Raw genomic sequence first — 12883 nt, forward strand, 5'->3', positions numbered from 1 at the left:
CACAATGCTGATAAATGCAGTTTTGTTAACAAGCTATTGAGCAGAAAATGTGAGGTTACTTAAGCACCAAACGTAATCATTGACGGGTTATTGCCGCACTCTACCTGATAATAAAATTCAGATCAAATGAAAATCATTATCATTTGCGATCTCATTACTGTTGATGTATATTCTGCTTATTAAAAAACAATTGATCAATATAACCATTTGTAATTAATAGGTTTGTAAAGAATGTAAATATTCTGAATATGACTTACTTTGATGGGATGTGTTGATTTTTGACCACATAGATACTGTAGAAGAATATTGCTGATGACGCCTAAACGATATTTTGCTTTTGGATGTATAACGATTTTAATTCAAGGGGGAGTACTTGCCTCTCAAGTGAGTGAGTCGACTATTCAGCTATCTGAAGGTGCTGCAATGGGCGTAAAGCAAGCGGTCAGTGTCGTTATAGCTATGCAAGCTAGCACTCAAGCTCAACGTACGGTTAACGCTGCAAAAGAACCGACTCAAATTGATGAGCCCATAGCTGAAACTGCGGTTAACCTTAAACCTATCGTTAAGGCTACATCAGCGACTCCTACAATAGTGACGCCTGGGGTTAACCCTGAAAAAATTATAGCAGCGGTTAAAACTGTCCAACCTTTATCTAAATCTACCATTCAACCCGCTATTGATGCAGAGGTTATGAAAGCTGATATCGATGATTCAACGCTTACTCATTTGGCTAGCCTTGCTGCGGAGACTTTGCCGCAAAAAAACTCAGAATCCGCTTCGCTTGGTGTCACTCAGCAAACAGTGGCCTTGCCACAACCGACATTTTCAGCGCCTCCGGCACAGCCTCATTACCCTAAAGCAGCCCGTAAACGTGGCTTTGAGGGCACAGTGACTGTGGAAGTGATGTTTAACCAAATTGGTGAGCAGTTATCGCTCACGCTGGTGGATAGCTCGGGATATAACTTACTTGATGCCGCAGCGATAGATGCGGTTGAGCAATGGCAGTTTTCCGCTCCGACACCGCAAACCGCTTATGCATATACGGTTAGAGTGCCAGTGAAATTTGCACTTAATTAGTCTCAACAGAGGAAACCAATATGTCTCAATCATTATATTTGCAGCTTTCAGACCAATTAGGCTATCTAACTTGGCCAATGATTATCTGTGCTTCTTTAACGCTGTTAATTGTGCTTGAACGTGTTGCACTGATTATCAACGAGTTATTAAACCGTGATGCATGGTTGACAGAGCTAAGGCAACAGGCCCGCAGTGCGACACCCGAGAAACGGCAGCAACTTATCACCTTATTAAGCCAAGGCCGTAGCATGCTAGCACAAGGAAGCGCATTGCTGTTATCCCATGGTGGACAGCCCCGTTTAATGCGTGAAGAAATCTTAAACATGTGGTTATTAAAGCAAAAAGATAAACTGCAATCCGGTTTAAAGGTATTGCACATTATTGGTGTTATCACTCCCTTACTTGGCTTATTAGGCACAGTACTTGGGCTGATTGAAATGTTCACTCAATTAGGGTTATCAAATGGCCCAGTGACCCCGTCACAATTAGCCACTGGCTTGGGGCTTGCGATGAATACCACAGCGGCAGGATTGATTATTGCCGTACCCGCAATTACCTTGTCGAATTTATTGGGTTTGTGGGCTGACAAGCGTTGTAACCATATCGCCCATGGATTAAATCAATTGAATCAGTGGCTTGACGGTTTTGACCAGGCGTTAAGTATTGGCTCTGATGAACCCTATCGAAAAGTATCAGCTATTGTTCGCGCCCAGATGACTAATGCAGCAACACCAATGCCAACTGAATTAACGGAGCCAAATAGATGATCTGCGCAGAGACACCTGCTGGACAATCTAGTACTGGGATAGATTTAACCGCACTTATCGACATTATCTTTATTGTGTTGGTGTTTTTATTACTGACGGCAAATACCCAGCTGCTGACATTACCCGTCGAGATACCTACTGAAGCTAATTCTGAATTAACAGCCTTGTCTCAGGAGCAGCATATCGCGATCAATATTTTAGCCACTGAGCCGTACTGGGCATTAGACGGTGAAACATTTACTGATTTTGATCAATTTGAAGCCGCTTTTATTCATATATTGAATGATACCCCTGATATCCGCGTGGTGGTGGCAGCAGATAAGAATGCGCCTGTTCAGCCGCTAATGACGCTATTAGCCTTATTGCAACGACAACAAATTAGTAATACTCAAATTTTAATGGAACCGTAACGGTAGCCATCATATAGGCGATTCAGCACGATTTATTTATTCGGAGTTAAGTTATGTTCAAGCTACCCCAGTTATCGCAGACACAACAGCTATCTGTGTTGAGTTCAAACAAGTCATTACCCACCAATATGATGAGGATGACCGCACTGCTTGTTAGCATCGTTTTTGGACAAGCAGCTATTTTTAGCCAAGCTGCAATCGCTGAAAATCGGGTTGTCAGCGCTGGCGCTGGCATCACCGAACTTGTGTTAGCTTTAGACGCTGGTAATGAGTTAGTGGGTGTCGACTCTACAAGTCATATACCCGCTGCGCTAGATTCTGTAGCAAAACTGGGTTATCACCGAATGTTGTCTGCGGAAGGCATTTTGGCACTCTCACCGAGTTTACTCATCGGCTCAGATGCAATGGGGCCTAACAGTACGCTTGAGGTGCTGAGTAGCGCAAACGTTAAGGTGGTGAGTTTACCTAGTGCAGAGACTGAGGCTGAGCTGCTAAGTCATGTTGATCAAATAGGAGAGTTACTGTCCCGTAAGGCGCAGGCGGTTGAGTTAAAGAAAGAAATTGTACTTTCATTTAGTCGATTGAATGCTAAACAGCAACAAATTGCTCAATTAGGCGAAGCACCTAAAGTACTATTTTTATTATTACAATCAGACCGACCTGCTCGTGTCGGCGGTAATGGCACCGCCGCTGACATTATTATCAACTTAGCGGGTGGACAAAATATTGCAGGATTTGACGGCTATAAAAGTGTTTCACAGGAAGGAATTTTAGCGCTCCAGCCAGATGTGATTCTTATTTCAAACCGCAGTGACACGGAGTCAATCGATCCCGCTAATGAACTGCTTCAAGCCATGCCTTTACTTAAACACACCCCAGCGGGTGAGCATAATCAAGTTAGCAGTCTGCCATCTCAAGCATTACTGGGTGGGCTGGGTTTAAGTGCCATAGTGGCGGCGGATAAACTTGCTAGCGATTTTATTATGATGAAAAAGCGCTCATAACAGGCATAGTAAAAGTCGACTTTACTAAGGAATTCCATGGAAAATCAACGCTGGCTTTGGCCTTGTCTATTTACTGCATTGGTGGTTACCAGTCTGTTATCTGTCAGCATTGGGCCGTTACAAATTAGTCCGATGACCAGTTTCAACGCTATGGTGAATTGGGCTACCCAACAAGACTTTACCAGTGTTGCGCCACATGAGCAGCTAGTGATTAATAATGTCCGTTTACCACGTACCTTGCTAGCACTTGCTGTTGGGGCAACGCTTGCTCAATGCGGGGCCGTCATGCAGGGCTTGTTTGGTAACCCTTTAGCTGACCCTGGCATTATTGGTGTGTCATCCGGCGCCGCTTTAGGTGCAGCTATTTGTATTGTGCTATTTCCACATGGCGGCGAATATTTAGTGGCTTTCAGTGCTTTTTTTGCAGGCTTGTTGACCACTTTAGTGGTGTATCGTTTAGCTGCAAGCCCCAGCGGTACTTCAGTGGTATTACTATTGCTGTCAGGGGTGGCGGTTGCAGCCTTGGCTGGGGCGGGTATTGGCGTACTCACCTATATGGCCAGTGACATGGCGTTACGTGATTTAACTCTGTGGCAAATGGGCTCAGTTGCTGGTGCTCAGTGGCATTATGTGATCCTGAGTTTAGTTGCACTGGCAGTGATCAGTTGGCAGTTTAATCAAAATGCTAAGGCACTTAATGCATTATTACTCGGTGAAGCAGAAGCTCGACATTTAGGTTTAGATGTCGATAAACTCAAATTTAAGCTAATTGTACTGTGTGCAATAGGGGTGGGAATTGCTGTTGCTGCAACGGGAATTATAGGCTTTATTGGTTTGGTTGTGCCGCATTTAGTCAGAATGCTGATTGGCCCAGATCATCGTTTATTGTTACCTTTAAGCGCTATTCTAGGCGCCGCCTTGTTAGTCATTGCTGATATAGGGGCTCGCTCAATCGTAGCGCCATCTGAGCTGCCGGTCGGGCTAGTTACCGCTTTACTCGGCGCGCCATTCTTTATTGTTTTGCTTCTTAAACAGCGTAATAAGTTAGGATGATATGCTGAAAAATTTAACTAGAGCATCTTGCTCATCCACAATAGTCATCACCCCTGATGCCTTAGGTTCAACCAGTTTACGCCGTGCTAATCAAAGCGATGCTAAAGATGATGGTGCTGAGTCAAACAGGACTAACCATGTCGCGAACAGTTCTGGTAAGAATGTAGATAATATGGGGGAACAGCCTAATACGTCGGCGCCAGTTACCACCATCAGTATGACCAATTTGTCAGTTAATATAGCTAAAAAAACTGTCCTTCAAGATATTAATCTTGAGCTACATTCAGGGCAGGTGACCGCTTTACTCGGGCCAAATGGGGCTGGTAAATCAACTTTATTAAAGAGCTTATGCCAAGAAGTCTCTTTAGCTAGCGGGCAGATATCTGTTCTAGGGCGCTCGCTCCAGGACTGGGATCGCGCACAACTGGCTAAGTCATTAGCGGTATTGCCACAACATGCCTCATTGACGTTTCCTTTTAAGGTATTTGAAGTGGTGCAAATGGGGTTATATCCACTGACACTAAGTCAACAAGAGGGTGATATTTTAGTCGATCAACAATTAGATAAAGTGGCTTTGTCAGCGCTGAAAGATCGTCGTTACCCTAAACTTTCTGGAGGGGAAAAACAGCGGGTACAGTTAGCACGAGTATTGGCTCAGCTTGCTCAAGCTGGCAGTTCTCCTATTTTACTGTTAGATGAACCGACCTCTGCGTTAGATTTAGCGCAGCAACACAGGGTGTTAGCACTGGCAAGGAGTTTAGCTACTGATCATAACTACTCAGTTATTGTGGTATTGCATGATCTTAATCTCGCGTCCCGTTATGCGGATAGATTAGTGATTTTGAACCAAGGGGTTGTTGTGGGAGATGGCAGCCCTAGTGAAGTATTAACGGCAGATATAATTAATCAGGTCTGGCAGTACAATCCATTAATTATCAAAGAGTCTGAACACTCGACACCGCTATTCTTTTAGCTGGATGGATTGAAATATGGAAGTGATAAATTATTATCGAAATAAGATGATATAAATAAAAAATGCAGCCATCTGGCTGCATTTTTATTGAATTAGGGGCTTTAAATAATCTTGTGGTTTAGGCTACTTCGTAGAAGTTTGGCTCGAACTCTAATTGAGTGCTAATAATCTGGCTCGCCATTCTGGCACATTTACCACATTGATCGGCAACACCTAAACGCTTTCTGACATCAGCTAACGAGCAATCGCCTTGGCGAACTGCTTCTTTAATTTGCTTATCTGTAATTGCATGACAAAGACAAACGTACATATTAGCCTCTAGAACTCAGATGAAAAAGGGATATCAATATAGTCATTCCCTTGGATGAATCTAATTCTAAATGAAAACGGTTATCATTGGCAATAACTTTTTGGATAAAAATACGACATTTATTGTTTTTATACTGTCTGCAATATAAGGAGTTAAATTAAGCTACTGATCTTTAATAGCCTTTATCAAAATCGACAATAAAATTTAATGGTTGTTGATTTTGCCATAACTGATAATTGCTGCTAAATAGCGCAACAATTTGCTCGGGGAAGCTCGGTGCAGCGATATGAGGAGTAATAATAGCATTAGCACAAGACCAAATTGGGTGCGTTTTAGGTAAGGGTTCTTGACTAAATACGTCCAAAATAGCCTGTTGATTTGGTGTTTGATTCAATTGAACTGTGAGTGCATCTAAATCGAGCACATTGCCACGCCCTAAATTGAAAATGATGGCTTCTTGTTTTAGTAAGCTTAAGGTTTGCTGGTTGAGAATATTATCGGTGTCAGGGGTATTAGGCAAAATACTGGCCACTACATCGGCTTGACTGAGGTGTAGAGCTAAGTTATCAATACTATCGACCCGATCAAATCCATAGGTTGCAGTACCTAATCGATTTATCCCTGTTACTGTCATCCCAAAATGCTCAGCCGTTGCTGCAATATGCTGTGCAATTGAACCTGTGCCAAGCAGCAGTAGATTTTGACCCTGCAGTGTTCTATAACCTCCTGGTAACCAATTTTTTTGCTGCTGTTGCTGTTTATACTTAAGGTGCTCACGCTGGTGAGCAAGTAAATAACCAAATAGATACTCACTCATTAACGGGCCAAAAATACCTCTAACATTCGTCAGTAGATAATCACGTCTCAGTGTTGGCGTGACGAGTTTATCTACGCCAGCGAAGGTTGATTGCAGCCAACGTAAATTTTTAGCCTGACTAATTAATGGTGCAGCAAGAGCGGGTTCGGCAAACCAAATATCGGCTTCAATAATACTGTCTGACTCGTTATTTAAGATGACTAAATCGGGTAAGTTAAATTGGGTTATTAACTCTCGATAAATTTCATTTTCGCGCGTCAGTAACAGTAACTTATTGGCCATGATGGATTAATCCATTTAATGTTCGTTAACGGTAGATAGCAGTATATTAGGCATGGGGCATAACGGAATCAAATTATATAAACTTTAAATTATCAGAATAGGGGTAAATCAACTCGCCTAATGCATACCATAAAAATAACCTCAGATATAAAAAAACCGAGCATAGGCTCGGTTTTATTTTATCGTACCATATGTGATGGTCGATAATTAATCTTCTAAGTGACCACAAAAACGATAGCCTTCACCGTGGATGGTCGCGATGATTTCAGGCGTATCAGCTAAGCTTTCAAAGTGCTTACGAATACGACGAATGGTGACATCAACAGTACGATCATGTGGCTTAAGCTCACGGCCAGTCATTTTCATTAGTAGATCTGCACGGGTTAGTATTTTGCCCGGGTTTTCTACAAAGTGAAGCATGGCACGGAATTCACTGCGTGGTAACTTGTAAGATTCACCCTGTGGATTAACTAATGAGCGGCTATTAATCTCTAAGCTCCAGTCATTGAAACGGTAGTATTCAACAGACCCTTTCTCTTCGCTCTCAGTGACGGCACTGTTTACACGAGTTAATAAGTTACGCGCACGAATGGTTAATTCGCGTGGGTTAAATGGCTTAGTGATGTAATCATCAGCACCAATTTCTAGTCCTAAAATTTTATCAACTTCGTTATCACGACCGGTTAGGAAAATTAAGCCGATATTGTTGATTTCACGAAGTTCGCGCGCTAATAACAAACCATTTTTACCTGGTAGGTTGATGTCCATCACCACGAGGTTAATTTTATTTTCAAGCATGGCTTTGTGCATTTCAGCGCCATCATTAGCTTCAGTAACAACATAACCTTCAGCTTCAAATATGCTACGTAGGGTATTACGGGTTACAGCTTCGTCTTCAACAATTAAAATATGTGGATTTTGCATAATAAAATTACCTAAAAATTAATAAAATTTGTTATCTAGCATTAGGCTAGCGTTTACGTACGCATAAATGCATACGTTAGAAATTCTGGATTATTGGTGTTTAACATTGTCTGCCTTGAATTTAAACACTCTCTTATTCTCTAATGTTTTTAATTGCTATTTTAAGCAATAGCTTAGAGTGAGTTTTACTAAGACTTAAAAAACCTTTCATCATGGCAACAATACGTACCGCTGTAGACTGTGAACCTAAAGATAGTTAAAAGTTCCTATTTAGACATAACTAAAATGAAATTTTTAAACAGACACCTAACAATATGACAGTAATTTTACGGCGGTAAAGTCTTAGCTTAATAGTATTAATCGTAAAAATTTGCCTTAAAAGCTGCTTTTTGTGACGATCAATCAGTAACTGACGGCTATTGTACCCTTTATTTGCATTTGTTAACAAATGAAATGTTAAAAAAAATAATTTATTAAGTATAAAAAATGAGTGTGATTATGTTTAGTTAATTGATTTAAAACGGTTAAGTGTGTATTTCGTTGCTGTGAAATTTACATTTCTTTCGCTATTAAATTCTTTCTGCTACACTCTTTTGGGCTTATTTAGTGGGATTTATTATGCAAAATGTTATCGATACTGTGTGGCAGGACTATCAAAAAACGCATTTTTTGCTAACCCAGTCATTATCCCATGATTTTTCGTTCGCTATTATTACTGCTTATAACCCATTAGGGTGCTTACTAACCCCAAGTCAAAACCGCCTGCTAGATCGTGAACTGCAACTAAAAATCCTTCAATATCAAAGCCCTTACCGTTGCTTAATGGGGGTAGCACCTGATTTGTCACATGTTGAAAAAAGTTGGGCTGTATTTATTGATAAAAATCAAGCTGTTGAGTTAGGTCGAGAGTTTAAGCAACATGCAATTTACTATGTTAATCAAGGCTTATTATCGCTTGTAGCCTGCTTTGATCAGCACAAAAGTGAGGTGCAAATGGGAGCCTTTAATCAACGTTTACGTTTAGTCAGTGATTTCCCTGAATGTTGTTAAATCGCTTTATTTTCATTTGTTAATTTTTAATTGGGACAATAAATTTAACAAATGAGTGTAATGAGCTAATACCAACGACTGATTTTATATTAAAGCTCTGTTTACCTCACTATTAGCATTCTGCATTTACAATGTCATCTTTATCCTGCCCATAACTTACCCAAAACCACATCTAATCGCTTTTTTACTGCCAAATCCTCATTGTACGTTACTGCAAATAATGCATTTGTTTATTTTTACTCAACTTGCAATCTTGCGCATTGACTTAACCCTAGGTTTATTGTTATTTTGCTGGTCCCTCCTTAGGGAGGCACAGAAGAGGAGCGTTAACTAGGTAGTAAGCTTGAGGAAGACCAATTCCCATGACAGCTTACGAGGGAGATTAACGCCGAGATACAATAAGATTTGGTTAACTTATTTATCGGTCGCTTAGGTTGAATCCTAGCGATTGTCACCTGTTATTTGGTGGAGAGCTTCTGGTGGTGATTGCTGTTTCCCTTCTTTAAGGGTGCGTTATCTTTGCACCAGGCTCTTCGAACGAAGTTTAGTTCGGAGTGTATTATATGTCGTTAAATCAATTAGTTGTAGCCAAGTTTGGCGGGACCTCTGTTGCTGATTTTTCAGCTATGAGCCGTTGTGCTGATATCGTATTATCCAATCCTAATACCCGTTTAGTGGTGGTCAGTGCATCTAGCGGTGTAACCAACTTATTAGTTGAACTTACCAGTGCTAATGTCAACGACGAACGTCGTCTAAGCTTGCTTAAACAAGTTGCCCAAATTCAATATCGTATTATTGATGAATTGAGCCAGCCACAGGACATAGCTGCGCAAATTGATAAGCTTTTAAGCCGTATGTCTGTGTTAAGTGAATCATTAATTCTTGATCGCAGTAAAGCAGCGATGGATGAGCTGCTATCTATGGGAGAGCATTGTTCGTCGGTATTGTTCTCAGCTGTTATCCGTGAAAAAGGCACATCTTCCCAGGCTTTTGATGTACGTCAAGTGCTGCGAACCGATAGTCATTTTGGTCGTGCTGAACCTCAAATTGAACAAATTGCTCATTTATCGGGTGATTTTTTACAACCACTATTAAGCACCAGTATTATTGTTACTCAGGGATTTATTGGGGCCGATGAGCAGGGGCGCACTACAACATTAGGTCGTGGTGGCAGTGATTATTCAGCCGCTTTATTAGCTGAAGCTTTATCTGCCCATGCGGTTGAAATTTGGACCGATGTTGCTGGCATTTATACCACAGACCCACGTTTAGCCCCAAATGCTCGCCCGATTGCTGAAATCAGTTTTAATGAAGCCGCTGAAATGGCCACTTTTGGTGCAAAAGTATTGCATCCAGCAACGATACTTCCAGCTGTTCGCCAGAAAATTCAGGTGTTTGTCGGTTCAAGTAAAGACCCTGAAGCGGGTGGAACCTGGATCCGTCATCAAGTAGAAGATACGCCAGTTTACCGCGCGGTGGCATTACGCCGTGACCAAACCTTATTAAATCTGCATAGCTTACAAATGCTTCACGCCCAGGGTTTTTTAGCTGAAACCTTTGCTACATTAGCGCGCCATAAAATCTCGGTAGATTTGATCACCACCTCAGAAGTAAACGTGGCGCTAACATTAGATAAAACAGGCTCAGACTCAAGCGGTCAGGGCTTATTAAGTGAATCGTTATTGCAAGAGTTATCACAACATTGTCGGGTAAGAGTGGAAGATAACTTAGCCTTAGTGGCGATTATTGGTAACAGAATTGCTTCTACAGCCGGTATTTGTAGCCGAGTATTTCAAGTATTAGAAAAATACAATGTCCGTATGATATGCCAGGGTGCTAGCCCGCATAACTTATGTGTATTAATTGATGAAACTCAAGCGGCAGACGTTGTTAAAGCATTACATCAAAATCTTTTCGAGTAACCTATGACAAAGCAAATGATGACTAAAGCATTGCGCACATCACTGAATGTAGGTGAACTCGCTGCAGGGCAATCCCTTGATGTGCCTTTATTCACTTTTAAAGGCACCGACAGCAACGCACCGACCGTATACGTTCAAGCCAACGTACACGGTGCTGAAGTGCATAATACGTAAATAAATTAAATAGGATACGACTTGACAGTATCCATTTTTTTACTAGCCTTAATACATAAGTGCGTAATTTATCATATAGGGTACTATGGCAAAGAAAAAATTAAATCGTTTAGGCGCTACTAAAGCATCCTCAGCAAACAAGGGAGTGATTATTAGCGATGATACGTTACCCCTTTATCAAGATTTTATTTTGATAGATGTTGCGGATCGCTTAAAGAAAGCTAAGGTGTGTTTTGTGCGCAATAGCGAAACTACAGCCCTGCTTGGATTACACGTCATTGGCGGAGCACAATCTAAAGTTTGGGCTTGCGACTCTAAAGACGGTCTTTCGATTGAGATTAAAAGAGGTTTGGCACGAGCATTCATAAAATGGGTCACCATACAGAAACGTACAGTGAGGCTGGTTGGAAAAAAAATGTCGGCGCTCAAGTCGTTTATTAAATTCTTATCACTTAGAGATAATTTCACTGAACTGTCTCAAATTAATAGATTCTTATACGATGAGTTTAAAAACACAAGCAAAGACGCCTCTCATCATATAAGAGATATATTGTCTCTTCATCCATCCATCAGCGAACATGAACTTAGCTACAAAGTCTTTTCTCAAGGCAGTAGAAATACTCCTCAAAATAAATCTATCGATGATATTGACACTCTATTTGAGACAAATACTTATTCTGATAGAGAAATGATGCAAATCTTAGCTTTCGCAATGCATCGAATTGAACTCATGAAAGAAAGGTTTGAAGAACTCGATGAAGCAGAGCCAAGTGAACTTTTTCAAAGAGGAGTTTTGGTACTTCCTGAAGGCGTAGGTAGACTCAACTCATCTGTAGCCAAAATAATTGAGCTTTTTCATTGTAATCCGATAGATGCTTATAAAACAGTGCTTGCTAATTTACTTGTTTTTCTAAAGCAAGCAGACCTGCCAAATCAATTGCAATTTCCAAGTGGTAATTGGTTTGGGCGGGTCATAATTATGATTGACCGGAATTCACCAGAGTTGGGCAAGGGATTTAGGGAGTATTTGTCAGATAAATACGGGCTACTTGCTAATTCAGTTGACGATGGTGGAATGAAAGGACTTCAATTCGAAAAGATAATTTTTTTTCGAGCAAAAATCAACCAAGCCGCTATAGCCGTATATATAATGGCTCAAACAGGGGTGAACTTTGAAGTTATCAAAACACTTGGTAAATATAATAAAGGAACTTATTGGAAGGACTCTCTTGATGTTGAGTTGGGTGCTGATACGGCTTTACTTCTAAAACGAAAAGTTCTTCGTTTATCTGGCTGGAAGCAAAAAGGAAGGCAAAGAAAAAGAATCGATATTAGAGTTCCGATTGATTCACACCTTTTTAAGGTTTTAGAGTTGTTTGATAGACTCAATGAGTACACTAGAAACGATACTTTTTACTCTGGCTCAATGAGCCAGCTTGGTGGCGTGCGCGAGTTTTGTAATATGTATTCGATATACTCAGATGATGACAAGAGAATTGAGTTTTTATCCACTGTCAAATTTCGTAAAGTTTATACTGGAGCCAAGCTAGCCGCTGCAATTGAAGAGGCTACCAGCCCAGAGGAACTTGCAAGAGATTTGCGTAATGCCCTAGACCATGAATCCTTTGATACCACGATAACATCCTACATAATGAAAACAGGGGCAGGCCACCTAGCATATAGCAGTGCGGTGGTAGCTTTGACAAATAGAATGCTCGAAGAAGCATTATTATTCAAAGGAAAAATTAAACATGAAGAGTCAGAGCAATCCAATCGCGTCCCAGTATACCTCTGTGATTGTGATGATCAATTCAATCCAAGCCATGATATTCCTATTTCTGGTCGTTGTACGCATTACGATCTATGTCTAGGTTGTGAAAGAGCTACGGTATATGCACGAAATATACCGAGAATATGCGCTCGAATGATCCAATACGATAGTCTACCTAAGCCAGTAGATGATCTTTTGGCAGATAGAAAAGCTATCGCAATCGATACGTTAGAGAGGTTTAGAACAGAACATCCTGATGGCGAACTGATTGTCGAAAAAGGCTATCAGCTTGCATCTGAAGCGGATATGAATAACATGCCACTTGTCCCACCAATCTTAAACTAAGGTA

The 12883-nt window shown here is 40.9% G+C and carries 13 protein-coding genes and 1 riboswitch; of the genes, 10 read left to right on the forward strand and 3 right to left on the reverse strand.

Translation table 11 applies throughout. From position 1 onward, the window contains the following. Positions 1-312 precede the first annotated feature (312 nt). From ACRWQN_RS04395 to ACRWQN_RS04420, 6 genes are all read left to right on the forward strand, one after another. Positions 313-1077 (forward strand): energy transducer TonB, encoded by a 765-nt coding sequence (locus ACRWQN_RS04395; RefSeq protein ID WP_434939892.1) that lies wholly within the window; start codon positions 313-315, stop codon positions 1075-1077. Between the two features lie 20 nt (positions 1078-1097). Beyond that, positions 1098-1844 carry a MotA/TolQ/ExbB proton channel family protein gene (locus tag ACRWQN_RS04400; RefSeq protein ID WP_434939893.1) on the forward strand — a complete coding sequence of 249 codons (747 nt, stop codon included), beginning with the start codon at positions 1098-1100 and terminating at the stop codon, positions 1842-1844. Continuing rightward, positions 1841-2254, forward strand: coding sequence for an ExbD/TolR family protein (locus ACRWQN_RS04405; protein WP_434939894.1), 414 nt, complete (start codon positions 1841-1843; stop codon positions 2252-2254). Before ACRWQN_RS04400 ends, ACRWQN_RS04405 begins: the two co-directional genes overlap by 4 nt. Positions 2255-2307: 53 nt before the next feature. Then, a complete protein-coding gene (locus tag ACRWQN_RS04410; RefSeq protein ID WP_434939895.1) occupies positions 2308-3258 on the forward strand; it encodes a heme/hemin ABC transporter substrate-binding protein in 951 nt (316 codons plus the stop codon). 36 nt (positions 3259-3294) lie between these two features. Then, complete coding sequence (locus ACRWQN_RS04415; RefSeq protein WP_434939896.1) at positions 3295-4311, forward strand: FecCD family ABC transporter permease; 1017 nt, start codon at positions 3295-3297, stop codon at positions 4309-4311. A 172-nt stretch (positions 4312-4483) separates the two neighbouring features. After that, complete coding sequence (locus ACRWQN_RS04420; RefSeq protein ID WP_434940594.1) at positions 4484-5284, forward strand: heme ABC transporter ATP-binding protein; 801 nt, start codon at positions 4484-4486, stop codon at positions 5282-5284. A 118-nt stretch (positions 5285-5402) separates the two neighbouring features. Here the strand turns inward: ACRWQN_RS04420 and ACRWQN_RS04425 are convergent, their stop codons facing one another. The 3 genes from ACRWQN_RS04425 to arcA form a co-directional block, all read right to left on the reverse strand. Beyond that, positions 5403-5594 (reverse strand): bacterioferritin-associated ferredoxin, encoded by a 192-nt coding sequence (locus ACRWQN_RS04425; protein WP_226411272.1) that lies wholly within the window; start codon positions 5592-5594, stop codon positions 5403-5405. 172 nt (positions 5595-5766) lie between these two features. Next, positions 5767-6693 (reverse strand): D-2-hydroxyacid dehydrogenase, encoded by a 927-nt coding sequence (locus ACRWQN_RS04430; RefSeq protein ID WP_434939897.1) that lies wholly within the window; start codon positions 6691-6693, stop codon positions 5767-5769. A gap of 207 nt (positions 6694-6900) precedes the next feature. Further along, positions 6901-7617 carry a two-component system response regulator ArcA gene (gene arcA / locus ACRWQN_RS04435; protein ID WP_434928217.1) on the reverse strand — a complete coding sequence of 239 codons (717 nt, stop codon included), beginning with the start codon at positions 7615-7617 and terminating at the stop codon, positions 6901-6903. A 618-nt stretch (positions 7618-8235) separates the two neighbouring features. Between arcA and ACRWQN_RS04440 the strand changes: the two genes are divergently transcribed. The 4 genes from ACRWQN_RS04440 (at position 8236) to ACRWQN_RS04455 (ending at position 12879) form a co-directional block, all read left to right on the forward strand. Further along, positions 8236-8667 carry a DUF3293 domain-containing protein gene (locus ACRWQN_RS04440; RefSeq protein WP_434939898.1) on the forward strand — a complete coding sequence of 144 codons (432 nt, stop codon included), beginning with the start codon at positions 8236-8238 and terminating at the stop codon, positions 8665-8667. 308 nt (positions 8668-8975) lie between these two features. Further along, a riboswitch (Lysine riboswitch) is annotated at positions 8976-9151 on the forward strand. A 79-nt stretch (positions 9152-9230) separates the two neighbouring features. Beyond that, positions 9231-10589, forward strand: a complete 1359-nt coding sequence (gene lysC, locus ACRWQN_RS04445; RefSeq protein ID WP_434928220.1) for a lysine-sensitive aspartokinase 3 — start codon at positions 9231-9233, stop codon at positions 10587-10589. Between the two features lie 3 nt (positions 10590-10592). Beyond that, a complete protein-coding gene (locus ACRWQN_RS04450) occupies positions 10593-10763 on the forward strand; it encodes a hypothetical protein (RefSeq protein ID WP_434939899.1) in 171 nt (56 codons plus the stop codon). 85 nt (positions 10764-10848) lie between these two features. After that, positions 10849-12879 (forward strand): hypothetical protein, encoded by a 2031-nt coding sequence (locus ACRWQN_RS04455; RefSeq protein ID WP_434939900.1) that lies wholly within the window; start codon positions 10849-10851, stop codon positions 12877-12879. The last annotated feature ends 4 nt before the right edge of the window (positions 12880-12883 follow it).

It is taken from the genome of Shewanella sp. HL-SH8 (assembly GCF_051165765.1).
Lineage (GTDB): Bacteria > Pseudomonadota > Gammaproteobacteria > Enterobacterales > Shewanellaceae > Shewanella > Shewanella glacialimarina.